Consider the following 25,625-nt stretch of genomic DNA (forward strand, 5'->3'; position numbering starts at 1 on the left):
TCGGGCGCGCTGTCCTGAATACAGTCCCCGATGAAACGGTTCCTGTCGTCGTTGAGTCGCTAGAATCGGGCATTCAGCCACAGCAAGTCCCGTCGATGTCCAAAGAAGATTTCAAGCAGGCCGCCCTCGACTATCACCGCATGTCGCCACCGGGGAAGATCCGGGTCGCCGCCACCAAGCCGATGCTCACCCAGCGCGACCTCTCGCTGGCGTACTCGCCCGGTGTGGCCTATGCCTGCGAAGCGATCGTCGCCGACCCGGCCGCGGCCAGCGAACTGACCGCGCGGGGCAACCTGGTGGCGGTGATCTCCAACGGTACCGCGGTGCTGGGCCTGGGCAACATCGGCCCGCTGGCCGGCAAGCCCGTGATGGAAGGCAAGGGCGTGCTGTTCCAGAAGTTCGCCGGCATCGACGTGTTCGACATCGAGGTGGACGAGAACGATCCGGACAAGCTGGTCGACATCATCGCCTCGCTGGAGCCGACCTTCGGCGGCATCAACCTGGAAGACATCAAGGCGCCGGAATGCTTCGTGGTCGAGCGCAAGCTGCGCGAGCGCATGAACATCCCGGTGTTCCATGACGACCAGCACGGCACCGCCATCATCGTCGGCGCCGCCATCCTCAACGCGCTGGACATCACCGGCAAGAAGATCGGCGAGGTCAAGGTCGCCACCACCGGCATGGGCGCGGCCGGCATTTCCTGCGTGAACATGCTGGTGGAACTGGGCGTCAGGCCGGAGAACGTGCTGGCCTTCGACCGCGACGGCGTGATCTACACCGGCCGCGAAGGCCTGGACCCGGAGAAGGCGCGCTACGCGCGCGACACCGACAAGCGCACCCTGGCCGAGATCGTCGAGGGCGCGGACATCTTCCTGGGCCTGTCGGCCCCGGGCATCCTCACCGCCGAGATGGTCAAGACCATGGCGCCGGACCCGGTGATCTTCGCCCTGGCCAACCCGACCCCGGAAATCATGCCGGAACTGGCGCGCGCCGCGCGCCCGGACGCGATCATCGGCACCGGCCGTTCGGACTACCCGAACCAGGTCAACAACGCGCTGTGCTTCCCCTACCTGTTCCGCGGCGCGCTCGACGTCGGCGCCACCGGCATCAACGAGGCGATGAAGGTGGCCTGCGTGCGCGCCATCGCCGCGCTGGCCCGCAAGGAGGCCTCCGACCTGGGCGCGGCCTACGGCGGCGACACGCCGAGCTTCGGCCGCGACTACCTGATCCCGCGCCCGTTCGACCGCCGCCTGCTGGTGGAGCTGTCCTCGGCCGTGGCCCAGGCGGCGATGGATTCGGGCGTGGCCACGCGTCCAATCGACGACATGGCGGCCTACCGCCAGAAGCTGGCGCAGTTCGTCTACCGCACCAGCCTGTTCATGAAGCCGGTCTACGACCAGGCGCGCGCCGACAAGCAGCGCGTGGTCTACGCCGAGGGCGAGGAGGAGGTGGTGCTGCGCGCGGTGCAGAACGTGATCGACGAGGGCGTGGCCTTCCCGATCCTGATCGGCCGCCCGGACGTGATCGAAGCGCGCATCCAGCGCCTGGGCCTGCGCATGCGGCCGGACGTGGACTTCGAGATCACCAACATCAACGACGATCCGCGCTTCAACGACTACTGGCAGTACTACCACGAGAAGACCGGCCGCCGCGGCGTGACCGTGGCCGCGGCCAAGAACCTGCTGCGCTCGCGCCCGACGCTGATCGCCGCGGTGATGGTGGCGCGCGGCGAGGCCGACGCCATGCTCAGCGGCGTGGTCGGCCGTTTCCACAAGAAGCTCGGCTACGTGCGCAGCGTGATTCCGCTGGAGCCGCGGGTCAGCTCGACCTCGGCGATGACCGGCGTGATCAACTCGCAGGGCGTGTTCTTCTTCGTCGATACCCACGTGCAGGAAGACCCGAGCGTGGAGCAGATCGTCGAATCCACGCTGCAGGCGGCCTACCGCATGAAGCTGTTCGGCATCGAGCCGAAGGTGGCGCTGCTGTCGCATTCCAACTTCGGCAGCCACGATTCCAAGGACGCGCTGAAGATGCGCCAGGTGCGCGAGCAGCTGCTCAAGCGCAATCCGCGGCTGAACGTGGATGGCGAGATGCAGGGCGATACCGCGTGGGACGAGGCGCTGCGCGAGAAGCTGTTGCCCAACAGCACGCTCAAGGGCCGCGCCAACCTGTTCGTGCTGCCCAACCTGGAGGCGGCCAACATCGCCTACAACCTGGTGCGCGTGTTCACCGACGGCGTGGCGATCGGCCCGATCCTGATGGGCATTTCCAAGCCGGTGCACATCCTCACCAGCAGCGCCAGTTCGCGCCGCGTGCTGAACATGACCGCCATCGCCGCGGTCGATGCGCAGATCCGCAAGCAGATGGACGCCGAACGCGGCGCCTGAGCCTCGTTACAACCACGGCAGCGACAGGGCCGGCGCATGCCGGCCTTGTCGTCTCTGGAGTTTCCCGCCGGCCTGGTGCCTCAGGCGATGATGCCAAGCACTACAGCACGCACCGCGGCGGCCGTGCGGTTGCCGACGTCGAGCTTGGCCATGGCGTTGTTGAGGTGGAAATTGACCGTGCGCTCGGTGATGTTGAGGCGGGCGGCGATCTGGCGGTTGGTGTGGCCTTCGGCGACCCAGCGCAGGATCTCGATCTCGCGTTCGCTCATCGCCTCGCGCGAGGTCGCCCGCCAGCGCACGAGCATTTCCCGCGCCAATCCGTGGTGGGCGACCTGGCCCAGCCACAGCAGCTGCGGCCATTTCGCGCGCAGTTCCCGTTCGTCCAGCTTCTGGCCGCCGCGGGTGACGGTCAGCATGCCGCGCACGCTGTTGGCCGCCAGCGCCGGCAGCGATACGCCGCAGGTGATGTCGTGCAGGCGCGCGTCCTCCCAGAAGGCGGCGGCCGCATCGTGCGGATCGCCCGAATTCGACCACGCGAAAGGGTCGAGCGAGGCCGCGCCCTGGCGGACGGTCGGGTCGACCTGCAGGTAGGCGTTTTCCATGTAGCGCTTCTGCCAGGCTTCCGGGTAGTCGTTGAGCATCACGATCTCCGGCTGGGCCAGCGGCAGCGGCGCGCGCATGCCGTAGGCGCAGTGCTCGAAGCCCAGCGCACGCACCAGCCCGGCTACCGTGCCGAACAGGTCGTCCTGTCCGCCCGGAGCCAGCAGGGCATTGAGTTGGTCTTCCCGCCACGCCTCCATTTCCGCCCCTCGATGAAATCGTGATGCCGGTCCAGCGGCACTGTCAGTACTGACAGTTTCCAGCGCATGCGTGGGGCATCTAGATTGGGGAAACCCCACCGCCCGGCGCCGCGCGCCACGGATGCCTGCGCTGCCAAGGCCGCATGATAATGACTGACGACGATGGTTACATCCGCCTTCCCCGCCGCGCGCTGGACCAGCTCCGGCTCGTGCACCTGGTATCGGGGCTGGACGGGGAGGCGTGCGCCGGTACCGCCGGTGCGGTGTACTCGGCCATAAGTGGCTACACCGAATGGGTCACGACCTCCTCCCCAGCCGTGTCGGTGGGCTGGGACTGGCATATCGATACCTTGGCCCGACCGGTATCGGCGGCATGCCGCGATACCCCGCGCAGCAACGTCATGCTGGTGGATGAACAGGGCAGGGACATCGGGCCGGACCATACGGCGCGTTGCCTTCAGCGTCTGCTCGAGACGCTGGAATGGAAACCGGTGGTGCTCGGCGCCGTCGGATTTCGCTGACGCCAACGCAGGGTTCCATCCGGTTCGAATGTGGTGCGTATGGAGGGTGTGCCGCCTTCCGCCTGGACGCTGCGCGACCTGTCAATACTGACAGTTATCGCGCCTGTGCTGCATTGCAAGACTGAAACCCCATCCACAGGAACGGGGGTTGCGTCATGGAATTCATCCTTGCCAGCGCGGGCGATCTGCCGCCACTGCTCAACGAGGCGCTCGGGCAGTATCGCTACCGTGTTTTCATCGAAACGCTGGGTTGGCAGATGGACACGCCGCCGGGGATCGAGCGCGACAGGTTCGACCAGCCGGAAACGGTGCACGTGATCGTCCGCGACGACCGGCACGATATCGTCGGCTACGCGCGCCTGCTGCCGACCACAGGGCCCTACCTGCTGGGCGAGATGTTCCCGCAGTTGATGAACGGCCTGCCGCCGCCACGCTCGGAAGAAGTCTGGGAGCTGTCGCGCTTTGCGGTGATGGACCTGCGAAGCACGCGGACGGGCGTTGCCACGCAGCGCCCGTCCGCACTGGCGGTGGACATCCTGCAGCTTGCCGCCGACTACGTGGAAAGCCAGGGAGGGAAGCGGCTCATCACGGTTTCGCCGCTGGCGATGGAGCGGCTGCTGCGCCGGACCGGTTTCCATGTCCACCGCGCCGCGCCGCCGGTGATGATCGAAGGCCATCCCACCTTCGCCTGCTGGATCGAACTGGCGGGACGCCCGGCCCGCGATCCAGAGGAAAGCCGCGAAACCTGTCAATCCTGACAGTTACGGAACCGGGGCATCTCGGGTGAAATCCGCGTGAGGCCGGAGAGCCTCCGAGAGGCAGGGGGCGTCTTCTCGACCGGCGAGGAACGCCATGCGGAGGGAACAGGGAGGTTGGAGGCGGGAAGGGGTCCCGCCACCGCGCGGTAACGCCGCGCCCCTCCGTCCGCTGTTCATATCGGGAGATGAGGCATGTTCAAGAAGAGTGCGGACCACGACGGCAGGCATGGCGTCTCCGATCCGCTGCGGCTGCAGTTCCTGGCAGGTCTCTTCGTCGGTACCGTCGTCGGCATCGGCGTGGGTGGGCTGCTGGGCATCCTGTCCTGAGGCGGGCGGTCGGCCAGCTGCAGGGCGTGCGGCCGGCAGCATCGACGTTCCGGTCCGCCGGAGCCGGGAATGCCCCGGTTCCGGCGTCGGTCTGTGCGCGGCCGCCGGCAGGGGCGGCGTGATCCCGCCGCGGGCGGTTACTCGAAGGACTTGGTGAAGGTCAGGTAGTAACCACGGCCGAGCGCGTTGTGCAGCGAGGAGTAGAAGCCCAGGCTGCGCGCGGACAGCGGCGGGTCGCGGTCGGCGACGTTGCGCACGGTCAGGCGCACGCTGCTGTTGTCCAGCAGGTTGCCGGACTCGCCGAAGCGGCGTTCCAGCCACAGGTTGGTGGTGGTCCAGGCCGGGATCCGGTACAGGGTGCCGTCGGCCAGCTGCGCGTCGCTCGAATCGAACGCGCCGACACGGCGCACGAAGGTGCCCACGCTCCAGTCGCGGTAGCGCCAGCTGGCGTTGAACGACGCGCGCCATTCCGGCGTGCCGTTGATGCCGAGCAGGTTGCCGGCGCTGCGGATGGTGAAGCCGTTGTTGATCAGGCCGGACTGCTGCGCCTGCTCGACCATGCTCTCCAGGTCCGAAGGCATCTGCGTCTGCTCGATCAGCCGGCTGGCGTCCAGGCTGGCGCTGAAGGTGCCCAGACGGTCGCTGCGCAGCCGCCAGGACAGGCCGAAATCGATGCCGCGGGTGAGGCGCGGCAGGCGGTTGGTGTACTGGTCACGGACCTGCAGCACGTTGCCGACCGCCTCCAGCCCGGTACCGGCGAAGTTCTCCCGCTTGGCGTCGTCGGGCGCATCGCGCAGCACGTTGGGGTTGTACGAACCCTGCATGCGCAGCAGGTAGTCCAGCGCCAGGTGGGTCTGTTCGCCGGTGACGGCGATCATGTCCTCCTGTTCGATGGACCAGTAGTCCATGGTGAAGGTGAACTGCCCGGCCGCGCGCGGCAGGAAACGCGGCTGGAACACCATGCCCGCTGACCACGCCTCGGAGGTTTCCGGCTTCAGGTCCAGGTTGCCTTCGCGCACCGCCTGGGTGCTGTACGACTTGCCGCACTGGCTGAAGCTGGCGATGCGGCCGGCGCGCACGTCGGCCTCGCACTGGTAGTAGTCCAGGCGGCTGTTGCTGACCACCGTGCCGTCCGAATACATCTGCAGGATGTTGGGCGCCAGGAAGCTGGTGGACCAGTTGCCGCGCAGCATGAAGCCATCGAAGACATCCCAGGCCAGCGCGACTTTCGGGTTGGAGACGTTGCCGAAGTCCGAATAGTGCTCCCAGCGCCCGGCGATCTGCAGGTCCAGCGAACGGACCAGCGGGATGCCCATGTCCGGCTTCACCAGCGGTACGGCGAATTCGACGTAGGCCGAGGCCACGTTGCGGTCGCCGCTGGTATTGCCGGCCGGGCTGGCGCCGAGCACGTCGGAGGTGATGTCCCCGGTCAGCGGGTTGGTGTAGGTGAGGGTGCCATCCAGGCGGTCGTCGCGCTCGTCGGCCAGCGTCTCCCGACGCCACTCGGCGCCGAAGGACAGGCCCACGTCGCCGGCGGGCAGGGTGAACAGCTGCTCGCGGGTGAAACGCGTGTCCACCTGGAACAGCGAGGCGGTGGCGCGGCGCTTCACTGGAACGAGGAAGCTGGCGATGGTGGTCGGGTCGTTGGGCGCGTTGCTGGGTGCCGACCAGTCCTGCAGGTTGCCGCCGCCGAAGGGGTTGTAGGCGCCAGGATCGTTGCGCGCCAGCGCCTGCGCGAACAGGGTGTTGCTGATCGAGCCATGCTGGGTGTCCAGGGTGGTGGCGCGCGAGTACAGCACGGCGCTTTCCCAGTCGAAGCCGGCGAGCATGCCGCGCACGCCGCCCATGACGCGGTAGGAGTCGTCGTCGACCGTATACGGGCGCGTGGTTTCGGTGGCGCGGTAGCTGCTGATGCGCAGGTCCACGCCTTCGTCGGCGACGTTCAGGCCGGGCAGGCGATTGGGGTTGAGCGAACCGTCGGCCAGGTACTTCGCGCCGAACGGATTCCAGTAGTTGGAGGCGGGCACGATGATCGGCGCGGCGGCGAGCGAGGCGGCCTGTTCGCGCATGCCCTCGTACGTCGACTGGTAGTAGCTCACTTCGCCGAAGGCGACGAAGTTGTCGTCGATGTCGTGCTCGATCGTGCCGAACAGGTTGTTGCGGTCCAGTCCGCCCATCAGGTAGCGCTGCGAGTTGGCGTTGAAGCGCAGCGGGCGGTCCACGGCGGTGCTCTGCGCGCCGGTCTGGATGCAGACGTCGTCGTTGAGCAGGGTGGCGCAGCCGTTGGGAATGGGCTCGATGTGGAAGCTGCCGCTGCTGTTGGTGATGTTCTTCCCGTTCTGCTTGACCTGGCGGCCGTTGACGGCCTGGAACACGCCCCATGCGCTGGAGGTGGTGCGGTCGTCGAACGCGGTCATGCCTTCCCACGGCGTGCCGGCCATGAAATCCATGTGGTCCTGGTTGGCCGAGTAGTCGCGCTCGGACGCCTCCATCACGCTGCGGTAGGTGTGCCCGCCGAGCACGGTGACGCGGGTGCGGCCGTCGTTGAACCAGCGGCCGGCCTTGATGTTGAGGTTGCCTTGGCGGAAATCCGTGCCTTCCGAGCCGCCGTACTGGCCCTGGATCTTCAGGCCCTGGAAATGCGTGTCCATCACCACGTTCATCACGCCGGCCACGGCGTCGGAGCCGTACAGCGCGGAGGCGCCGCCCAGCAGCGTTTCCATGCGCTTCACGCCGTACAGCGGAATGGCGTTGATGTTGGCGGTCTGCCGCGGCACGAAGTTTTCGGTCTGGGTGCCGGGGTGGTTGACCATGCGCCGGCCGTTGACCAGCAGCAGGGTGTTGCCGGTGCCGAGGTTGCGCAGGTTGACCGAGCCCACGTCGCCGCGCGCGGCGTTGAGGTTCGACGCGGTGTCGGTATTGTCGAACATCATGTCGCCCACCTGCGGCAGGCTCTGCAGCAGGTCCTCGCCGGACACCGCGCCGGTAGCCTGGATGTCTTCCTCGGAGATCGTGTTGACCGGCAGCATGCCGGTCTGGCTGTTGCCGGCGAAGCGGCTGCCGACCACGACCACGCCGTCGAGCGTGGTGGCAGCCGGCTGCTGCGGATCCTTGCCGGCTTCGGCAGGCGGCGGCGCCTGTTCCTGCGCCGCTGCCGCGTCCATGGCGATGGCCGATGCGAGCATGAGGCTCAGGATCGAAAGTGCCGGTTGCGGTTTCATCGTGCTTTTCCCCTTGCATGGACGCGGAAAACATCCGCATGCCCGGATGGTAGCCACGGATGCACGCGCGCAGACTTTCCGTTCCGTCGGTCAGGCATAGCTTGCGGCTATTGCATGGATGCATCCGCCCAGGCGCGATCCGCGCCGCCCGGGCACGCTGGACGCGAGGCGACGGACGGTAAGGACGCGCGCGGCGACGCTCGATGCGCCGCCGCCCGTTGGCTCAAGGGCAGGTGCCGGCCGGCGGTACATGCCGCAGCACGCGGCCGGCGAGCGCGTCGGTCTGCACGTCGTCTTCGATGGCGATGGCGCCGTTGACCAGCAGCAGGGCGATGCCGGAAGACAGTTCGCGCGGGTGCAGGTAATCGGCGTGCGGCATGAACCGCTCCGGGTCGAACACCACCACGTCGGCGAAGAAGCCCGGCCGCAGTTCGCCGCGTTCCTGCAGGCCCAGGATGCGTGCGGTCAGGGCGGTGGAGCGGTGGATGAACTCCTCGGTGCCCAGCACGCCGAGTTCGCGCACGTAGCGCTGGTATTTCAGCGGAAAGCTGGCGTACTGCCGGGGATGGCCGTCATTGCCGTCGGAACTGGTGGCCATCCACGGCTGGCGCATCAGCAGTTGCACGTCGTCTTCGTCCATGTTGAACGAGGCCACCGAACCGCCGCTTCGGCCCGGATGGCCGATGCCGTGTTCGATGATGCGCAGCGCCGCGTCGATCGGGTCGAGCTTCCACGCCTCGGCCATCGCGGCCAGCGTCCGCCCTGTCCACTCCTGGTCGGCGGAGATCAGCAGCAGCGCCCCGGCGCCGCCGCGGCGTTGCAGGTTCCCGCGCATTCCGGCGCGGATGCGCTCGCGCTGCGCCGGGTCCTGCAGCCGTTCCTGCAGCGCGCTGCTGCCGCCGTCCACGGCCCAGCGCGGCAGCAGGGCGGCGGTGATGCCGGTGCCCGACGCCAGCCACGGGTACTGGTCGGCGGTGACCCGCTGTCCCTGCGCGCGCGCCTGTTCCACCAGCTTCACCAGTGCCGGCGCCATGCCATGCACGTCGTTGCCCAGCGCCTTCAGGTGCGCGATATGCACCGGCAGCCCCGCTTCGCGGCCGATGGCCAGCGCTTCGCGGGTGGAGGCGAGCAGGCCGATGTCGTAGGACGATTCGTCGCGCTGGTGTGTGTCGTACAGCCCGCCGCGGATCGCCGCCTCGCGCGCCAGCGCCACCACCTCGTCGCGGCCGGCGAAACTCTGCGGCGCGTAGAACAGGCCGGTGGAAAAGCCCACCGCGCCCTCGCACATGCCCCGGGCGACCAGGTCGCGCATGCGCCGCAGCTCCGCGGGCGTCGGCGCGCGCGCGGCGTGGCCGAGCACGGCGCGCCGCACCGGGCCGAAACCCACGTAGGGAACAAGGTTGGTGCCGACGCCCGCGCGCGCGAACTCCTCGCTTTCGCGGGCTACTTCCGGCGTACCACCGCCATCCACGCCATGGGCGATGGTGGTCACTCCCTGGTACTGCCACGGTGCGTTGCGGCGCACGCCCGCATCGTCCGAACGGATGTAGGTATAGGGATGGGTATGCGGATCGATGAAGCCGGGCGCGACGATCCTGCCGGCTGCGTCGATGGTGCGCGTGGCCGCATAACGACTGCCGGCGCCGGGGCCGACCGCGACGATCCGGTCGCCGGCGATGACGACGTCGCCGGTAACGGCGGGAGCGCCGCTGCCGTCGTGGATCCGCCCGCCGGCGATCAAAAGGTCCGCCGGCTGCGGGGTGGCCGCCCACGCGGACGGACAGAACGACAGCGCGGCGATGGCGGCGGCAAGGCGGACGATGGGCGGCATGGCGGCTCCGGAGCGCGCGAGGGTGGATGCCGGGCCACCATAGGCGGGCGCCATGGCCGCGACCATTGAAAAAAGTGGCGACGGCCATGGCGGCCGGTTATGCCCGGCGTGGCTCATGCTCCTGCCCGGCGCTGCTAGAATTGGCCGGTCCCGGTTTTCCTGTGTGAATGACGCCATGAGCCATACCGCCGCCGCGCCCGCCAACGCGCAGAAGCGCTACAACGTGCACCGTGCCGACCTGCCGTTGAGCTGCCCGACGCCGGAAATGGCGCTTTGGAATTCGCACCCGCGCGTCTACCTGCCGATCGAGGACGAGCCCAGCGGCGAAGCCGCGTGCCCGTACTGCGGCGCGGTATTCGTGCTGGTCGACTGAACGCCACGATGCGCCGCCTGACCGTGGTGCAGCTGCTGCCGGCGCTGCACTCCGGCGGCGTGGAGCGTTCGACGCTGGAAATCGCCCAGGCGCTGGTGGACGCCGGACACCGCGCCATCGTGGTTTCGGCCGGCGGCCGCCTGGTGCAGTCGCTGCTGGATCTGGGCGCCGAGCATCTGGCGCTGGACATCGGCCGCAAGTCGCTGCTGACCCTGCGCCACGTGGTGTCGCTGCGGCGGTTGTTCGCCGAAACCGGCGCCGACATCGTGCACGCGCGTTCGCGGCTGCCGGCCTGGCTGGGCTGGCACGCGCTGCGCGGTCTGCCCACGGAGCGGCGTCCGCACTGGGTCACCACCATGCATGGGCTGAATTCGCCGGGCCGCTACAGCGGCATCATGGCCAGCGGCGAGCGGGTGATCTGCGTATCGAACACCGTGCGCGACTACCTGCTCGCGCATTACCCGGCCACCGATCCGCGCCGCCTGCGGGTGATCCCGCGCGGCGTGGACCTGGCGCAGTTTCCCCACGTGGCGCCCACCGATCGCCGCCCGCGGCTGGCGGTGGAGGCGCTGCATCCGGCGCTGGCCGGCGACGGTCCGCTGCTGCTGTTGCCCGGCCGCGGCACCCGCCTCAAGGGGCATGCGCATGCGCTGAGCCTGCTGGCGGCGCTGCGCGGGCAGGGCATGCCGGCGCGGCTGTGGATGCCGGGCGCGCGCGAACCCGGGCGCGAGGCCTACGTGCGCGAACTCGAGCAGCAGGCCATGGCGCTGGGCATCGCCGACGCGGTGGCCATCACCGAGCCGACCGCGCGGATCGCGCAGGCCTACGCGGCCAGCGACCTGGTGCTGCAACTGTCGGACAAGCCCGAGGCGTTCGGCCGCACCGTGCTGGAGGCGCTGGCCGTGGGCCGACCGGTGCTGGGCTGGGATCACGGCGGCGTGGGCGAACTGCTGGCCGAACTGCAGCCCTCCGGCGCGGTGTCCCCGGGCGACGCGGCGGCGTTGGCGGCGCGGGCCCTGGAGCTGCTGCGGCAATCGCCGTCGCTGCCGCGGCGCATTCCTTACACCTTGCGGGCGATGCAGCGCGCGACGCTGGATACCTATGGCGACCTTGTCGGCTGAATCGCGCATGCGGCCTGCGCCGTCCGTTCCCGGGAAATGGGCGCCGGCCTGGGTGATCGCCTTCGTCGCGCTGTGGCCGGCACCGGGCATCGCCGAGGCGGTGCTGGGGCTGGGCGCATTGGCGACCGTGGTCCGCCTGCTGCAACTGCGCCTGCGCGCCGGCGGGGCGTCCCTGCTCAGCGTGCCGGCGTGGGCGCTGACCAGCACGCTGTTCCTGGCCTACTGGCTGCCGCAGCTGGTCTCCGCGCTGGACGCGGACGATCCCGCCAGGGCGTGGGGCAGGGTCGGGGCCGGGCTGCGCCATCTGCCCTTCATGTGGCTGGTCGCCATCGCGGTGGCGAGCGACGCACGGCGCCGCATCACCTTCGCCGGCCTGGGCATCGTCGTCGCGCTGTGGGTGCTGGATGCGCTGGCGCAGGCGATCGCCGGCACCAGCCCGCTGTTCTGGTCGATGGACCAGCTCAAGTGGCTGATCGACGGGCATGGCCTGTGCGGCGCCGGCGAAGCGGCCTTGGCGGACCGGCTCAGCGGCGTGTTCGGGCCATGCAACCTGAAATTCGGCCAGGTGCTGGCCAGCCTCACGCCTTTCCTGCTGTTCGCCGCCGCCGCGCGATGGGGGCGCTGGGGCTGGCTGCTGGCGGCGGTACCGACCGCGGTGGTGATCGTGCTGGCCGGTTCGCGCGCGTCGTGGATCACCTACGCGCTGGTGGTGCTGTTCTCGGGCTGGCGCCTGCTCGGCAGGAAGGGCATGGCGCTGCTGCTGCTGTCCGCCGTGCTCGGCGCGGTGGCGCTGGCGGGGTTGTCCACGCAGGTGCGCGAGCGCGTGGCGCGCACGACGCTGGCGCTGGCCGGCGATGCGCAGGGCGTGGACGCGGCCCTGTCCGGGCGAGGCCAGATATGGACGGCGGCGGCCTGCATGGTGCGTGCGCACCCGTTCAACGGGGTGGGCGTGCGCGAATTCCGCAACGCCTGGCCGCAGTGCGATCCGGCGCCTGGGCAGTACGCGGCATGGGGCGCGGGGCCGGCGCTGCACGCCCATCAGCTGGTGCTCGAGATCCTGGCCGAAACCGGCATCCTGGGCCTGCTGCTGTGGCTGGCCGGCGCGGCCATGGCCTGGCGCGCCTGGCGCTATGCGGACGAGGAGGCGCGCGCGCGCGCGCGGCCGGCGACGCTGGCGCTGGCGGTGACGGTGTTCCCGTTCAATACCCACCTGGCGTTCTACTCGGCGTTCTGGGGCGGTGCGACCCTGCTGCTGGCCGCGCTGTTCGCCGGTGCGCTGCTGGCAAACCCGGCCGGGCGCCCGCAGGAGAGCGCTCAGCCGCGCTCGTAGAAGCGGCTGCGTCCTTCCGGCTGCCGCTTGAAGCGGCGGTGGATCCACAAATACTGGGCGGGCGCCTCGCGCACCATGTCCTCGATGGCGGCATTGACGCGCGCGGTGTCGGCGACCGCGTCGTCGGTGGGGAAATCCGGCAGCGGCGGGGCGATCTTCAACAGGTAGCGCCCGCCCTCGCGGCGATGGAAGTAGGGCACCACGGCGCAGCCGGTCAGGCGCGCGAACTGGTGCGTGGCGGTGATGGTGGAGGCCGGCATGCCGAAGAACGGCACGAACACCGAATCCTTGCCGCGCATGTCCTGGTCGGGCGCGTACCAGAGGAAACCGCCCTTCTTCAGGTGGCGCACGGTGGCGCGGATGTCCTCGTTGGCGAACATCGCGCAGGCATAACGCAGGCGGCCGCGCTTGACCGCCCATTCCATCACCGGGTTGCGGTAGCGGCGGTACATGCCGGCCAGCGGGACGTGATCGCACAGCAGGCGCCCGCACATCTCCAGGGTCATGAAGTGCCCGGAGACCAGCAGCACGCCGCGGCCCTCGGCCTGCAGCGCCCGCAGGTGCTCCAGGCCCTCGATCTCCACCTGCGGACGGATGGCGCCGATGCCGCCCCACCAGGCCCGCGCGAACTCGAAGATGCCCACGCCCAGCGCGTCGAAGCTGTCGCGCAGCAGTTGCCGGCGCCAGGCCTCGTCCTGTCCGGGAAAGCACAGACGGATGTTCACTTCGGCGGCATGCCGGCGGGAGCGTGCCAGGTGCAGCGCCAGCCAGCCGATGCCGCGGCCGATCGCGCGCTGCAGGAACCAGGGCAGGCGCGCGCCCAGCATGGCCAGCGCCAGCCAGGCGAACGTCGGCCAGTGGCGGGGCTGCCACAACGGCGGACGGGTGGCGGTGGTGGGGGTGTCGGACATGGGGGGATTCTAATGAGGAACGAGTGGAGAGGAACGAGGAACGAGTAGAAGCGGGCGCGCTGAGGGGGTTGCTCTCACTCGTTTCCCGTTCCTATCCACTAGTTCCCCGCTCCTAGGTATCCTCGCTGCATGCGCAAGGATCCCGTCGAACTGCTGCTGCGGGGCCTGTATTCGGCCCTGCTGTACCTGCTGCTGCCCATCACCGTCTATCACCTGGTCTGGCGCGGCTTCCGCGTGCGCGAATACTTCAAGCGCTGGGACGAGCGCTATGCCTCCTATCCGGAAAGCGGCCGCCGGCCCTGCGTGTGGCTGCACGCGGTGTCGGTGGGCGAGGTCAACGCCGCCGCGCCGGTGGTGGACGCGCTGCGCCGGCAGCGGCCGGACATCCGCTGGGTCATCACCACCATCACCCCGACCGGCTCGCAGCGGGTGCGCGCGCTGTGGGGCGAGGCGGTGGACCACGTCTACCTGCCGTACGACGTGCCGGGCAGCGCCGGCCGCTTCCTGGACCATTTCCGCCCGAGCCTGGCGCTGATCATGGAAACCGAGCTGTGGCCGAACCTGCTGTTCGGCTGCCGCGACCGCGGCATCCCCGTCTACATCCTCAACGCGCGGCTGTCGGCCCGCTCGCTGAAGGGCTACCGCCTGCTGCGGCCGCTGGTCGGGCGCGCGCTGCGCACGGTGACCTGCGTGGCCGCGCAGTCGCGCGAGGACGCGCGCCGTTTCGTCGTGCTCGGTGCGCGGGAAGAACAGGTCCGCGCGCTGGGCAACCTGAAGTTCGACATCCATCCGCCGGATCCTGCGCAGATGCTGGCCGCCTTCCACGCGCACGTGCCCGCGGGACGGACGACGTGGATCGCCGCCAGTACGCACGAGGGCGAGGAGCAGGCGGTCATCGACCTGCACGCGCGCGTGCTGGAACGCCATCCCGACGCGCTGCTGCTGTGGGCGCCGCGGCATCCGGAACGGTTCGGCAAGGTCGAGGCGTCCGCGCGCGCGCAGGGCTGGCGCGTGGCCACGCGCGGCGCCGCGCAGTGGCCCGCCGCCGACACGCAGGTATTCGTGATCAATACGCTGGGCGAACTGATGCCGTTCTTCGCCTGCGCGCAGGTGGCTTTCGTCGGCGGCAGCCTGCAGGCCATCGGCGGGCACAACCTGCTCGAGCCGGCGGCGATGGGAACGGCGGTGATCACCGGACCGCACCTGCACAATTTCGCCGAGATCTCGCGGCGCATGAGCGAGGCCGGCGCGCTGTGCATCCGCGGCGACGTCGCCGGGCTCGGCGACGAACTGCTGCACCTGCTGGACGACGCCGAAGCCCGCGGGAAGATGGTCGCGGCCGGCGCAGAGCTGGTCGCCAATGGCCGCGGCGCGCTGGAACGCACGCTGGCGCTGATCGCGCCGCGCCTGCCGGCATCGGAGTAGGTGCGGGGCTTGCCCAGCATGAGCGCCTGGGGAAGGTTCATGCGGGGCGGCCCCGCATCCACAAACCCGGCATCGCCTGTGGTCACACCAGATACGAAAAAGGCGGGCCGAAGCCCGCCTTTTCGTTTCCACGCCGGGTGCGGCGGGGTTACTGCATGCTGCCCGGGGTCAGCTGCGCTTCCGCGTCCTGGGTCAGCAGGCGGTTGACGTCCTGCACCTCGGCCACGTCCAGCCCGCCGATGGCCTGGCTGAGCTGCAGGCGGCTGAGCAGGAAGTTGTAGCGGGCCTGCGCGTAGTCGAGCTTGGCCTGGAACAGGGTGCGCTGGTTCTGCACCACGTCCAGCACGGTACGGGTACCGACTTCCAGGCCGACCTGCGAGGCATCGTAGGCGCTCTGCGCGGACACCACGGCCAGGCGGCGCGCCTCGACCTCGCTGATGCCGGCCACCACCGCCTGGTAGGCGTTGCGGGTGTTGCGGTCCAGCGCGCGCTTCTGCTGCTCGTAGCCGTCCTGGGCCATGTCGCGCTGGGCCAGGGCCTGGCGCACGTAGGACTGGGTGGCGCCACCGGCGAAGATCGGCACGTTCAGGGTCAGGCCGATCGAGTTGGTGGTCGCATCCGGGCCGGACGACGACGCGCCGATGCTGTCGCCCCAGTTGGCGCTCTTGCCCCAGCTGCCGCCCAGCGACAGGGTCGGGTAGTGGCCGCCGCGGGCGGCGGAAACGCTGGATTCGGCGGCGTTGACCTTCAGTTCCTGCGCCTTCAGTGCCGGGTTCTGCGCGATCGCATCGGCCACCAGCTTGTCGACGTCGCCGCGGTTGGCCGGCAGTTCCGGACGGAAATCCTCCGGCAGGCTGCGCAGGCCCTGCACCGGCTGGCCGGTCAGTTCGGTCAGCGCCTGGTAGGCGTCGGCCAGGGTGTTGCGGGCGAGGATGGTGTTGGCGCGCGCCTGGTCGTACTGTGCGCGGGCTTCGTGCACGTCGGTGATCGGCGCAAGGCCCACTTCCAGGCGCTTGTCGGCGTAGTCGAACTGCTTCTTGGCCGCCGCTTCGTTGGTCTGCGCGGCGCTGAGCGATTCGATCGCCACCAGCACGTTGAAGTAGGTGGTGGCGGTGCGCACGATCAGGTCGTCGTTCGCCGATTCCAGGTCGAAGTCGGCCGCCTTGCTGATCTCGCGCTGCGCGCGCAGGTTGGCGAACTGGGTCCAGTTGAACAGGGTCTGCTCACCGTTGATGCCGTAGCGGCGCGCGGTGCCGGTGGTCGATCCGCTGACGCCTTCCAGCGAAGTGCGGGTGCGGTTCAGCGAGGCCGAGCCGTTGAGCGAGGGCAGCAGCGCCGCGCGCGCCTGCACCTGGCCTTCCTTGGTGTACAGCCGGTTGGACTCTGCGGAGGCCAGCTGCGGATCGCCGTTGCGGGCCATTTCGTAGACCTGCAGCAGGTCGGCGGCGTTGGCCGCCAGCGGCGAGAGGGCGACAGCCAGCGCAAGGGCGAGGGATCGGCGGATCATTGCGGCTTCCTTGGATGTAGCGGATCAGAGTTGGAACTGCGGGGCCGGAGCGGCGCCCTGCAGATAGTCGATGTCGGTTTCGAACAGGGATTCGACGCTGCCGTCGGCCTTGACCCGCACCGCCTCCATCACCGGCGAGCGGCCCTGGATGACGAACAGGCGGCCGCCGGGGCGCAGCCACTTCAGGATGTGCGCCGGCACGGTATCCACCGCGCCGGTGATGCAGATGGCGTCGAAGTGGCGCTGGGTCTGCCACTGCAGGGCGTCGGCGACCTCGATGCGCACGTTGGAGCCGAGACGGGCGGCATCCAGATTGGCGCGGGCGCGCTCGGCCAGCTCCGGCTGGATTTCCAGGCTCAGCACCTCGCGGGCCAGCTCGCCCAGGCAGGCGCTGATGAAGCCGCTGCCGGTGCCGATCTCCAGCACTTCGTCGCCCGGCTGCAGGTCCAGCGCCTGCAGCATGCGGCCTTCGACGACCGGCTTCATCATCTTCTGCCCATGGCCCAGCGGCAGTTCGATGTCGGCATAGGCCAGCGCCCTGTGCGACTCGGCCACGAAGGCTTCGCGCGGCAGCCGCGCCAGGACGTCCAGCACGCGCAGGTCCAGCACGTCCCAGGGACGTACCTGCTGTTCGACCATCATTTCGCGGGCGTGGGAGTAATCGATCGTCATGGTGTCTCGTCAATCCGGCGCAGTGGGCCGGCCATTTTACCGGTTGGCGCGGGCAGTGCGGGGCAAGCATCGCCGTGGCCGCCGCAGGTCCGCAGTGCCGGAAGTCATCACGACCTCCGGTTCGTTCAGGTTAGGGGCGGGGGCGCATAGGCGCGGATGAAGAAATCGACCGTGGTGGCGATGTGCGCCTCGGCGTCGCGCTGCTCCGGGGCCGGGCACAGCCCGCACATCATGTGCGCGTGCAGCTCGCCCTTGATCAGGCAGAAGAACTGGCGCGCGGCCAGGTGCGCATCGTCGATGGCCAGTTCGCCGCGCGCCACGCGGGCGCCGAGGAACTCGGCCAGCGCGCTCTCGGTGCGCTGGGGGCCGGCCTGCCAGAACATCTCGCGGATCCGGTCGTCGGTCTCCGGCGTCATCATCATGCGCTGGGTGGCGATGGCCGCGTCGCTGCTGATCAGGGCGAAGAACGCGTGCCCGATGCCGCGCAGCTGGTCGCGCAGCGGGCCTTCGCTGTCGGTCACGAACAGCTCGTCCGGCATCATCTCGGCGCACTTGGCCCGGATCGCCTCGGAAAACAGGGTCTCCTTGTCGCCGAAGTGGCTGTAGACGGTGAGCTTGGAGACGCCGGCGCCGGCGGCGATGCCATCCATGCTCACGCCGTTGAAACCCAGTTCGATGAACATTTCCTTGGCCGTTTCCAGGATCGCGGCGCGCTTGCCCAGGTCCTTGGGGCGGCCGGGGCCGGCGCCGCGCGGGGCGGACTTGCCGGGGGTGTGGGAAGGCTGATGCGAAGACATGCGCGAATACTAGACCAATTGGTTTTGTATTTATACTATACCGGCTCGTTCAGTAATGGCGGTGAACGCCGCCATCCCCCTTTCCCTCCTCCCCTGCGATCCCTGCCCATGAATACTGCTCGATGGATTGGCGGTTCCCTGCTGGTGGCCCTGCTGGCCGCCTGCGGCAGATCCGAGCCCGCTCCCGCACCTGCCGTTCCGGTCCTGGTCGTCCACCCGCAAGGCGGGGGCGACACCATCGCCGCCTATCCGGGCGAAGTGCGGGCGCGCCAGGAAGCGGCGCTGTCGTTCCGGGTGGGCGGCAACCTGCTGCGGCGCGAGGTCGACGCCGGCCAGCGGGTGCGCAAGGGCCAACTGCTGGCCGAACTGGACGTGGCCGATTACGCGCTGCAGGCGCGCGCGGCGCAGGCGCAGTACGCCGCCGCCGAGGCCGACCTGGTGCGCGCGCGCGACGAGCACAAGCGCTATGCCGCGCTGGCCGGGCAGCAGCTGGTCAGCCGCTCGGCGCTGGACGCGCAGACCGCCGCGCTGAAGGCGGCCCAGGGCCAGGCCGACGCGGCCCGTTCCAACCTGGACGTGGCCCGCAACCAGGCCGGCTACGCGCAGCTGCGCGCGCCCACCGACGGCGTGGTCGCCAGCCGCCAGGCCGAAGCCGGGCAGGTCGTCGCCGCCGGCCAGACCATCTATACGCTGGCCGCCGATGGCGCCCGCGAGGTCGCCATCGCCCTGCCGGAAAGCGGCATCCGCGACTTCGCGGTGGGCCAGGCGGTGGAAGTGGAACTGTGGAACAACCCCGGCAGGCGCTGGCCCGGCACGATCCGCGAGATCGCGCCGGCCGCCGACGCGCAGGCACGCACCTATGCCACGCGCGTAAGCCTGGCGGCCGAGGCGCTGGACGCGGTGGAGCTGGGGCAGAGCGCGCGCGTGTACGTGGCCCGCGGCAAGGGCGGCGCGCTGAGCGTGCCGCTGGCGGCGGTGCAGCCGGGCAAGACCCCGCAGCAGGCCGGCGTGTGGGTGGTGGACCCGGCCAAGGGCACGCTGCAGCTGCGCGAAGTGACGCTCGGTGCCTACGGCGCGCAGAGCGTGCCGGTGCTGTCGGGCCTGAAGCCCCGAGACTGGGTGGTCGCCGCCGGTGGCCACCTGCTGCGCGAAGGCCAGCCGGTGACGGCGGTGGACCGGGCCAACAAGCCCATTGACCCGAAGATGCCGAAGCCGGAGCAGGAGGCTGCACGATGAACCTGTCGAGGAGGTTCGCGCATGGCACCTTCGCCCTTCTCCCCCAGGAAGGGGACGCCCGCGGTGCGATGACGGTGCGTCTGTCTCATCCGGCAGACAAGGAGTAACCCGTGCGCCGCTTCAATCTCTCCGAATGGGCGCTGGGCAACCGCGCGCTGGTGCTGTTCATGATGATCGCGCTGGCGGTCATCGGCGCCTGGTCCTACAAGCACCTCGGCCAGTCCGAGGACCCGCCGTTCACGTTCAAGGCGATGGTGGTGCAGACCGCGTGGCCGGGCGCCACCGCCGAGCAGGTCTCGCGGCAGGTGACCGAGCCGATCGAGAAGGCGCTGATGAACACCGGGCAGTTCGAGTTCATCCAGTCGTACTCGCGGCCGGGCGAATCGCAGGTGATCTTCATGGCGCGCGATTCGATGCGCTCCAAGGACGTGCCGGAACTGTTCTACCAGGTGCGCAAGAAGGTCGGCGACATCCGTTCGCAGCTGCCGGCCGAGGTGGTCGGGCCGTTCTTCAACGATGAGTTCGGCGACACCTTCGGCAACATCTACGCGCTGACCGGCAAGGGCTTCGACTACGCGCTGATGCGCGACTACGCCGACCGCATCCAGCTGGAGCTGCAGCGCGTGGCCGACGTCGGCAAGGTGGACCTGCTCGGCCTGCAGGACGAGAAGGTGTGGATCGAGCTGTCAAACACCAAGCTGGCCACGCTGGGCATATCGATGCAGCAGGTGCAGCAGGCGCTGGCCGACCAGAACGCGGTTACCCCGGCGAGCTGGTTCGAGACCGCCAGCGACCGCGTGCAGCTGCGCGTGACCGGCCAGTTCCAGTCGGTCCAGGACATCGCCGCGTTCCCGATCCGCGCCGGCGACCGCACCGTGCACTTGGGCGACATCGCCCAGATCAAGCGCGGTTTCGCCGACCCGGCCTCGCCGAAGATGCGCTTCATGGGCGAGGACGCCATCGGCATCGCCGTGGCGATGAAGGACGGCGGCGACATCCTCAAGCTCGGCAAGGCGCTGGACGACGAGTTCGCGCGGCTGCAGAAGACGCTGCCGGCCGGCATGGAGCTGCGCAAGGTTTCCGACCAGCCGCACGCGGTGGAGGACTCGGTCGGCGAGTTCGTCAAGGTGCTGACCGAGGCGGTGGTGATCGTGCTGCTGGTGAGCTTCTTCTCGCTGGGCTGGCGCACCGGGCTGGTGGTGGCGGTGTCGATCCCGCTGGTGCTGGCGATGACCTTCTTCGTCATGCACCAGTTCGACATCGGCCTGCACAAGATTTCGCTGGGCGCGCTGGTGCTGGCGCTGGGCCTGCTGGTGGACGATGCGATCATCGCGGTGGAGATGATGGCCACCAAGATGGAGCAGGGCTACGACCGCCTGCGTGCGGCCAGCTTCGCCTGGGAATCGACCGCGTTCCCGATGCTGACCGGCACGCTGATCACCGCCGCCGGCTTCCTGCCCATCGCCACCGCCGCCTCCAGCACCGGCGAGTACACGCGCTCGCTGTTCCAGGTGGTGACCATCGCCTTGGTGGTGTCGTGGATCGCCGCGGTGCTGTTCATCCCGTACCTGGGCGACAAGATGCTGCCGGACCTGCACAACCCGCAGCCGCCGAAGCCGGGCAGCCTCGCCGCGCGCTGGCACGCGCTGCGCGTGCGCTGGGCCGACCGCAACCCGGCGCTGGCCAACCTGGTCCGGCCGAAGCAGCTGGCGCACGACCACGACCCGTACAAGAGCGCGTTCTACCAGCGCTTCCGGCGCTTCCTCGACGCCTGCCTGCGCCGCCGCTGGCTGGTGATCTTCGCCACCGTCGGCCTGTTCGTATTCTCGCTGGCGATGTTCCGCTTCGTGCCGCAGCAGTTCTTTCCGGACTCGACCCGGCCGGAATTGATGGTGGACATCGAACTGGCCGAGGGTGCGTCGCTGGCCGCCACGCAGGCGCAGGCACGCAAGCTGGAAGCGCTGCTCGAACAGCGCGAGGGCATCGCCAACTACGTCGGCTACGTGGGCAGCGGCTCGCCGCGCTTCTACCTGCCGCTGGACCAGCAGCTGCCGGCGACCAACTTCGCCCAGTTCGTGGTGCTGGCGCAGGACATCCACGCGCGCGAGGAGGTGCGCGACTGGCTGCTGAAGGAGGTGGTGCCGCAGTTCAGCGACGTGCAGCTGCGCGTGACCCGGCTGGAGAACGGCCCGCCGGTGGGCTACCCGGTGCAGTTCCGCGTGTCCGGCGAGCACATCGAGCGGGTGCAGGCCATCGCGCGGCAGGTCGCCGACAAGGTACGGCAGAACCCGCACGTGGCCAACGTCAACCTCAACTGGTCCGAGCCGAGCAAGGTGGTGCGGCTGGTGGTGGACCAGGACCGCGCCCGCGCGCTGGGCGTGAGCAGCGCGCAGATCGCGCATTTCCTGGGCAGCTCGCTGTCGGGCATGCAGGTGAGCACCTACCGCGAAGGCAACCGCCAGATCGGCATGCTGCTGCGCGGTCCCGACGAGGAGCGCGCGCAGCTGGACCTGCTCGCCAGCCTGGCCATTCCCACGCCCGGCGGCACCGCGGTGCCGCTGTCGCAGGTGGCCAGGCTCGAGTACGTGTTCGAGGACGGCATCATCTGGCACCGCAACCGCCTGCCCACCGTCACCGTGCGCGCGGACATCGCCGACGGCCTGCTGCCGCCGGAGGTCACCGGCCAGATCCTGCCGACCCTGGACGGCATCCGCGCCGCGCTGCCGGACGGCTACCTGCTGGAAGTCGGCGGCACGGTGGAGGATTCGGCGCGCGGGCAGAACTCGATCAAGGCCGGCATGCCGCTGTTCCTGATCGTGGTGGTGACGCTGTTGATGCTGCAGCTGCGCAGTTTCTCGCGCGCGGCGATGGTGCTGGTCACCGCGCCCCTGGGCATCATCGGCGCGACCCTGTTCCTGCTGATCTTCCGCGTGCCGTTCGGCTTCGTGGCGCTGCTCGGCACCATCGCGCTGGCGGGCATGATCATGCGCAACTCGGTGATCCTGGTTGACCAGATCCAGCAGGACATCGATGCCGGCCACGACCGTTGGCACGCCATCATCGATGCCACCGTGCGCCGCTTCCGCCCGATCGTGCTGACCGCGCTGGCCGCGGTGCTGGCGATGATCCCGCTCTCGCGCAGCGCGTTCTACGGCTCGATGGCGATCTCGATCATGGGCGGGCTGATCGTCGGCACGGTGCTGACCCTGGTATTCCTGCCGGCGCTGTACGCGGCCTGGTTCCGGGTGCGGCCGGACGAAGCGGCAAGCTGAACGTCCCATCCGCCGGGATTCCGCGGCGGATGCGCGCCCCTTCGCGGTGGTAGATTGGCCTGGCGCGATGGCCTCGGTGGCCGTCGCGCCAAGCCGCGAAGGGGGACGGTTCTGTTGGCCGGTAGTATCGAGATCGCCAGGGGCGTGGTTTCCCGCGTGCGCGCCGCATGGCCGCCGCCGTGGCGCTGGGGCGCGGTGCTGGCATTGGCCTGCCTGTGCTTCCTGCCGGCGGCGCGGGCCCAGGACGGCCGCCATTACATGGTCAGCGGCTGGACCATGGCCGACGGCCTGCCGCACAACCTCGTGCATGCGCTGGCGCAGGACCGCGACGGCTTCATCTGGGCCGGGACCTGGGAAGGCGTGGTGCGTTTCAACGGCCGCCAGTTCACCGTTTTCGACCGCCAGAACACGCCGGGCGCGGAGCTGTCGGGCGTGTTCTGCATTCTTGCCGAAGCCGATGGCGGCGTGCTGTTCGGCACCGCCGCCGACGGCGTGTTCCGTTATCACCAGGGCCGCTGGCAGCACCTGGGCGAGGCCGCCGCGCGCCGCCTGCCGGTGACCGCGCTGCTGCGCGACGCCGACGGCAGCCTGTGGATCGCCTCGGCCAACCGCCTGCTGCGGATGGACGCGGCAGGCCGCATCCGCGACGTGGGCGGCGACGCCGGCCTGCCGGACGGGCGGGTCAACGCGCTGGCCCGGGGCGAGGGCGGCGCGGTGCTGGTCGCCACCGACGCCGGCGCCTTCCGGCTGCGCGGCGGGCGCGCCGAGCCCTGGGCCAGGGACTGGGCCGCGGCCACCGCGGTGCGCGGCATCGCCGCCGATGGTGCCGGCGGCTGGCTGCTGGCCACCGACGACGGCGTCTACTGGCGCGACGGCGCCGGCACGGTCGAGCACCTGCAGGCCGGCCGGCGCGTGGACGCGGTCCTGCGCGACAAGGTCGGCGCGATCTGGATGAGCCTGTCCAGCAGCAGCGGCGAACTGCTGCGCCATGCCGGCGACGGCGACGAGCACCTGGCCATCGCCGGGCCGGTGAGCCCGGCCCTGCTGGCCGACCGCGAGGGCCTGATCTGGAGCGGCAGCACCGATGGCCTGCACCGCGTGGCCGAGGTCGCCGCGGTCGGTTTCACCCGCGCCGACGGCCTGCGCAGCGACTACGTGCGCGTGGTGCTGCAGAGCGAGGACCGGTCGCTGTGGATCGGCCATGCCGACGGCCTGGAGCGCTGGCACGACCGGCACATGCAGCCGGTGCGCCTGGGCAGCGGGGATGGCCGCGATCCGTCGGTGCTGGCGCTGGCCTGGCGCGACGGCACGTTGTGGGCGGGCACCTACGACCAGGGCGTGTTCCGGCTGGATGCGCAGGGCAGGGTGCTGCAGCGGATCCGGCTCGGCACCCACGGCGAGCCGATCGTGCGCGCACTGCTGGCCGACGCCGACGGCGGCCTGTGGATCGGCGGCACCCATGGCCTGGCGCATTACCAGGACGGGCGCCTGCAGCTGCGGCTGGACAGCAAGGGACAGCCCGCGGCGGTGGTGCAGGCGCTGTACCGCGATACCGACGACGGCACGCTGTGGATCGGCACCACCGGCGGCATGGCCGCGCTGGCCGCCGACGGCACGCTGCGGACCTGGGACGCGGAGGACGACATTCCCGCGCAGTACGTGTTCGATTTCCTGCGCGAGGCGGGCGGCGACCTGTGGATCGCCAGCGACCGCGGCCTGCTGCGCATGCGCGACGGCGCGTTCCGCGTCTACGACCACCGCCACGGCCTGCCGCGCGACAAGCTGTTCCGCATCATCGACGACCAGGCCGGCAACCTGTGGCTGCCCAGCAACATCGGCGTGTTCCGCATCGCCCGCCAGGAGCTGGACCAGATCGACGCCGGCACCCGGCAGCAACTGGCCGTGCACGTGGTCGACCACAGCGACGGCATGCCGGGCAACCAGGGCAACGGCGCGTCGATGCCGGCCGGCTGGCGCGCCAGCAACGGCGCGCTGGCGTTCCCGACCTCGGCGGGACTGGGGCTGATCGATCCGCGGATCGCCGGCCGCTACGACGGCAAGGCGTCGCCGGTGGTGTTCGAGGCGCTGTCGGTGGACGGCGTTGCGCGGGCGCCGGCCGGCCGCCTGCGGCTCGAGCCGGGCGCGCGCCGCCTGGCCGTCGACTACGCGGCGCTGAACTTCCGCGCGCCGGACAAGATGCGTTACCGCTACCGCCTGCACGGCTTCGACGCAGCATGGGTGGAGGCCGGAACCGGCACCGAGGCGGTCTACACCAACCTGCCGCCCGGCCAGTACCGGCTGGAAGTGCAGGCCATGGCGCTGCCGCTGGACTGGACGCGGCAGCAGGAAGTGGGCACGGCGACGATGGAACTGGAGGTCGTGCCGCCGCTGTGGAAGCGCACGTCCTCGCGCGTGCTGGCCGGGCTGGCGCTGGTGGCCGCGGTGGTGCTGGGCTTCTGGCTGCGCACCGCCAGCTACCGGCGCAGCCAGCGCCGGCTCAACCGGGTGATCGCCGCCCGCACCGAGGAACTGAGCGACAAGAACCGCGCGCTGGAGCTGGCCGGCATCGAACGCGACCGGCTGCTGCAGCAGCTGGAGCACCAGGCCACGCACGACGTGCTGACCGGCCTGCCGAACCGCCGCGCGGCCGAGATCCACCTGCGCCTGGCACTGGAACGCGCCGGCGACCGCGGCGAACCGCTGTGCGTGGCCCTGATCGACATCGACCATTTCAAGCAGATCAACGACCGCTACGGCCACCACAGCGGCGACCGCGTGCTGCGCGAGGTGGCCGAGCTGCTGCGCCTGCATCTGGGCGGAGAGCAGTTCGTGTCGCGGCATGGCGGCGAGGAGTTCCTGGCGGTGTTCCGGGGCGCGACACTGGAGCAGGTGCTGGAACGGCTGCAGGCGCTGCGCATGGCGCTGGCCCGGCAGCGCATGGACGAGGTCGATCCGGCGCTGGTGGTCACCGCCAGCATCGGCGTGGCCGAGCTCCGCCCGGGCCAGGAGTCGCAGCGCACCCTGCTGGCCGCCGCCGACCGCCAGCTGTACCGCGCCAAGCGCGAGGGCCGCAACCGCGTGTGCGGATGAACCGCGCGCCCGGCGGCGTCCCCGCCGGCGTTGCCCCCGGCCTACA

General features: G+C 70.0%; 18 protein-coding genes. 11 read left to right on the forward strand and 7 right to left on the reverse strand.

Features of this window, described 5'->3' with window-relative positions; translation table 11 throughout:
• Nucleotides 1–95 precede the first annotated feature (95 nt).
• Nucleotides 96–2,387: an NADP-dependent malic enzyme gene (locus ABTV91_RS06155; protein ID WP_433853720.1), complete on the forward strand. Its 2,292-nt coding sequence runs from the start codon at nt 96–98 to the stop codon at nt 2,385–2,387.
• A gap of 80 nt (nt 2,388–2,467) precedes the next feature.
• Here the strand turns inward: ABTV91_RS06155 and ABTV91_RS06160 are convergent, their stop codons facing one another.
• Nucleotides 2,468–3,187, reverse strand: coding sequence for an autoinducer binding domain-containing protein (locus ABTV91_RS06160; RefSeq protein WP_433853721.1), 720 nt, complete (start codon nt 3,185–3,187; stop codon nt 2,468–2,470).
• A gap of 149 nt (nt 3,188–3,336) precedes the next feature.
• Between ABTV91_RS06160 and ABTV91_RS06165 the strand changes: the two genes are divergently transcribed.
• The 3 genes from ABTV91_RS06165 to ABTV91_RS06175 all read left to right on the forward strand — a co-directional run bounded on the left by ABTV91_RS06165 (nt 3,337) and on the right by ABTV91_RS06175 (nt 4,793).
• Nucleotides 3,337–3,708, forward strand: coding sequence for a DUF4902 domain-containing protein (locus ABTV91_RS06165; protein ID WP_433853722.1), 372 nt, complete (start codon nt 3,337–3,339; stop codon nt 3,706–3,708).
• A gap of 155 nt (nt 3,709–3,863) precedes the next feature.
• Nucleotides 3,864–4,466 (forward strand): acyl-homoserine-lactone synthase, encoded by a 603-nt coding sequence (locus ABTV91_RS06170; protein WP_433853723.1) that lies wholly within the window; start codon nt 3,864–3,866, stop codon nt 4,464–4,466.
• 192 nt (nt 4,467–4,658) lie between these two features.
• Nucleotides 4,659–4,793, forward strand: coding sequence for a hypothetical protein (locus tag ABTV91_RS06175; protein ID WP_433853724.1), 135 nt, complete (start codon nt 4,659–4,661; stop codon nt 4,791–4,793).
• Between the two features lie 137 nt (nt 4,794–4,930).
• Here ABTV91_RS06175 and ABTV91_RS06180 read toward each other — a convergent pair whose 3' ends face one another.
• Both ABTV91_RS06180 and ABTV91_RS06185 read right to left on the reverse strand, forming a co-directional pair.
• The gene (locus tag ABTV91_RS06180; protein ID WP_433853725.1) at nt 4,931–8,014 is read right to left on the reverse strand and encodes a TonB-dependent receptor domain-containing protein; all 3,084 of its coding nucleotides are present in this window, start codon (nt 8,012–8,014) and stop codon (nt 4,931–4,933) included.
• 223 nt (nt 8,015–8,237) lie between these two features.
• Nucleotides 8,238–9,845 (reverse strand): N-acyl-D-amino-acid deacylase family protein, encoded by a 1,608-nt coding sequence (locus ABTV91_RS06185; RefSeq protein WP_433853726.1) that lies wholly within the window; start codon nt 9,843–9,845, stop codon nt 8,238–8,240.
• Between the two features lie 175 nt (nt 9,846–10,020).
• On the opposite strand from ABTV91_RS06185, the gene ABTV91_RS06190 reads away from it, so the two are divergent.
• Genes ABTV91_RS06190 through ABTV91_RS06200 form a run of 3 tightly spaced genes read left to right on the forward strand, consistent with a single transcriptional unit; the run spans nt 10,021 to nt 12,669 of the window.
• Nucleotides 10,021–10,218, forward strand: a complete 198-nt coding sequence (locus ABTV91_RS06190) for a zinc-finger domain-containing protein (RefSeq protein WP_433853727.1) — start codon at nt 10,021–10,023, stop codon at nt 10,216–10,218.
• An 8-nt stretch (nt 10,219–10,226) separates the two neighbouring features.
• The gene (locus ABTV91_RS06195; protein ID WP_433853728.1) at nt 10,227–11,339 is read left to right on the forward strand and encodes a glycosyltransferase; all 1,113 of its coding nucleotides are present in this window, start codon (nt 10,227–10,229) and stop codon (nt 11,337–11,339) included.
• Nucleotides 11,320–12,669 (forward strand): O-antigen ligase family protein, encoded by a 1,350-nt coding sequence (locus tag ABTV91_RS06200; protein WP_433853729.1) that lies wholly within the window; start codon nt 11,320–11,322, stop codon nt 12,667–12,669. The genes ABTV91_RS06195 and ABTV91_RS06200 overlap by 20 nt, the downstream gene beginning before the upstream one ends.
• Here the strand turns inward: ABTV91_RS06200 and ABTV91_RS06205 are convergent.
• Complete coding sequence (locus tag ABTV91_RS06205; RefSeq protein WP_433853730.1) at nt 12,654–13,580, reverse strand: LpxL/LpxP family Kdo(2)-lipid IV(A) lauroyl/palmitoleoyl acyltransferase; 927 nt, start codon at nt 13,578–13,580, stop codon at nt 12,654–12,656. The genes ABTV91_RS06200 and ABTV91_RS06205 overlap by 16 nt on opposite strands.
• Nucleotides 13,581–13,709: 129 nt before the next feature.
• On the opposite strand from ABTV91_RS06205, the gene waaA reads away from it, so the two are divergent.
• Nucleotides 13,710–15,005 (forward strand): lipid IV(A) 3-deoxy-D-manno-octulosonic acid transferase, encoded by a 1,296-nt coding sequence (gene waaA / locus ABTV91_RS06210; RefSeq protein WP_433853731.1) that lies wholly within the window; start codon nt 13,710–13,712, stop codon nt 15,003–15,005.
• 148 nt (nt 15,006–15,153) lie between these two features.
• Here waaA and ABTV91_RS06215 read toward each other — a convergent pair whose 3' ends face one another.
• From ABTV91_RS06215 to ABTV91_RS06225, 3 genes are all read right to left on the reverse strand, one after another.
• Nucleotides 15,154–16,512 (reverse strand): TolC family outer membrane protein, encoded by a 1,359-nt coding sequence (locus ABTV91_RS06215; RefSeq protein ID WP_433853732.1) that lies wholly within the window; start codon nt 16,510–16,512, stop codon nt 15,154–15,156.
• Between the two features lie 24 nt (nt 16,513–16,536).
• The gene (locus ABTV91_RS06220) at nt 16,537–17,184 is read right to left on the reverse strand and encodes a protein-L-isoaspartate O-methyltransferase family protein (RefSeq protein ID WP_433853733.1); all 648 of its coding nucleotides are present in this window, start codon (nt 17,182–17,184) and stop codon (nt 16,537–16,539) included.
• 125 nt (nt 17,185–17,309) lie between these two features.
• Nucleotides 17,310–17,981, reverse strand: coding sequence for a TetR/AcrR family transcriptional regulator (locus ABTV91_RS06225; RefSeq protein WP_433853734.1), 672 nt, complete (start codon nt 17,979–17,981; stop codon nt 17,310–17,312).
• A 108-nt stretch (nt 17,982–18,089) separates the two neighbouring features.
• Between ABTV91_RS06225 and ABTV91_RS06230 the strand changes: the two genes are divergently transcribed.
• The 3 genes from ABTV91_RS06230 to ABTV91_RS06240 all read left to right on the forward strand — a co-directional run bounded on the left by ABTV91_RS06230 (nt 18,090) and on the right by ABTV91_RS06240 (nt 25,579).
• Complete coding sequence (locus tag ABTV91_RS06230; RefSeq protein ID WP_433853735.1) at nt 18,090–19,217, forward strand: efflux RND transporter periplasmic adaptor subunit; 1,128 nt, start codon at nt 18,090–18,092, stop codon at nt 19,215–19,217.
• Nucleotides 19,218–19,327: 110 nt separating this feature from the next.
• Nucleotides 19,328–22,489 carry an efflux RND transporter permease subunit gene (locus ABTV91_RS06235; RefSeq protein ID WP_433853736.1) on the forward strand — a complete coding sequence of 1,054 codons (3,162 nt, stop codon included), beginning with the start codon at nt 19,328–19,330 and terminating at the stop codon, nt 22,487–22,489.
• A gap of 258 nt (nt 22,490–22,747) precedes the next feature.
• Nucleotides 22,748–25,579 (forward strand): diguanylate cyclase, encoded by a 2,832-nt coding sequence (locus tag ABTV91_RS06240; protein ID WP_433854133.1) that lies wholly within the window; start codon nt 22,748–22,750, stop codon nt 25,577–25,579.
• Nucleotides 25,580–25,625: the final 46 nt, after the last annotated feature.

Source organism: Stenotrophomonas nitritireducens, assembly GCF_050984405.1.
In the GTDB taxonomy this organism is placed as follows: Bacteria; Pseudomonadota; Gammaproteobacteria; order Xanthomonadales; family Xanthomonadaceae; genus Stenotrophomonas; species Stenotrophomonas nitritireducens_B.

Bases quoted from the DNA above. Each gene is read 5' to 3' on its own strand.
- ABTV91_RS06155 (WP_433853720.1), top strand. From the start codon at position 96: ATGTCCAAAGAAGATTTCAAGCAGGCCGCCCTCGACTATCACCGCATG.
- ABTV91_RS06160 (WP_433853721.1), bottom strand. From the start codon at position 3,187: ATGGAGGCGTGGCGGGAAGACCAACTCAATGCCCTGCTGGCTCCGGGC.
- ABTV91_RS06165 (WP_433853722.1), top strand. From the start codon at position 3,337: ATGACTGACGACGATGGTTACATCCGCCTTCCCCGCCGCGCGCTGGAC.
- ABTV91_RS06170 (WP_433853723.1), top strand. From the start codon at position 3,864: ATGGAATTCATCCTTGCCAGCGCGGGCGATCTGCCGCCACTGCTCAAC.
- ABTV91_RS06175 (WP_433853724.1), top strand. From the start codon at position 4,659: ATGTTCAAGAAGAGTGCGGACCACGACGGCAGGCATGGCGTCTCCGAT.
- ABTV91_RS06180 (WP_433853725.1), bottom strand. From the start codon at position 8,014: ATGAAACCGCAACCGGCACTTTCGATCCTGAGCCTCATGCTCGCATCG.
- ABTV91_RS06185 (WP_433853726.1), bottom strand. From the start codon at position 9,845: ATGCCGCCCATCGTCCGCCTTGCCGCCGCCATCGCCGCGCTGTCGTTC.
- ABTV91_RS06190 (WP_433853727.1), top strand. From the start codon at position 10,021: ATGAGCCATACCGCCGCCGCGCCCGCCAACGCGCAGAAGCGCTACAAC.
- ABTV91_RS06195 (WP_433853728.1), top strand. From the start codon at position 10,227: ATGCGCCGCCTGACCGTGGTGCAGCTGCTGCCGGCGCTGCACTCCGGC.
- ABTV91_RS06200 (WP_433853729.1), top strand. From the start codon at position 11,320: ATGGCGACCTTGTCGGCTGAATCGCGCATGCGGCCTGCGCCGTCCGTT.
- ABTV91_RS06205 (WP_433853730.1), bottom strand. From the start codon at position 13,580: ATGTCCGACACCCCCACCACCGCCACCCGTCCGCCGTTGTGGCAGCCC.
- waaA (WP_433853731.1), top strand. From the start codon at position 13,710: ATGCGCAAGGATCCCGTCGAACTGCTGCTGCGGGGCCTGTATTCGGCC.
- ABTV91_RS06215 (WP_433853732.1), bottom strand. From the start codon at position 16,512: ATGATCCGCCGATCCCTCGCCCTTGCGCTGGCTGTCGCCCTCTCGCCG.
- ABTV91_RS06220 (WP_433853733.1), bottom strand. From the start codon at position 17,184: ATGACGATCGATTACTCCCACGCCCGCGAAATGATGGTCGAACAGCAG.
- ABTV91_RS06225 (WP_433853734.1), bottom strand. From the start codon at position 17,981: ATGTCTTCGCATCAGCCTTCCCACACCCCCGGCAAGTCCGCCCCGCGC.
- ABTV91_RS06230 (WP_433853735.1), top strand. From the start codon at position 18,090: ATGAATACTGCTCGATGGATTGGCGGTTCCCTGCTGGTGGCCCTGCTG.
- ABTV91_RS06240 (WP_433854133.1), top strand. From the start codon at position 22,748: ATGGTCAGCGGCTGGACCATGGCCGACGGCCTGCCGCACAACCTCGTG.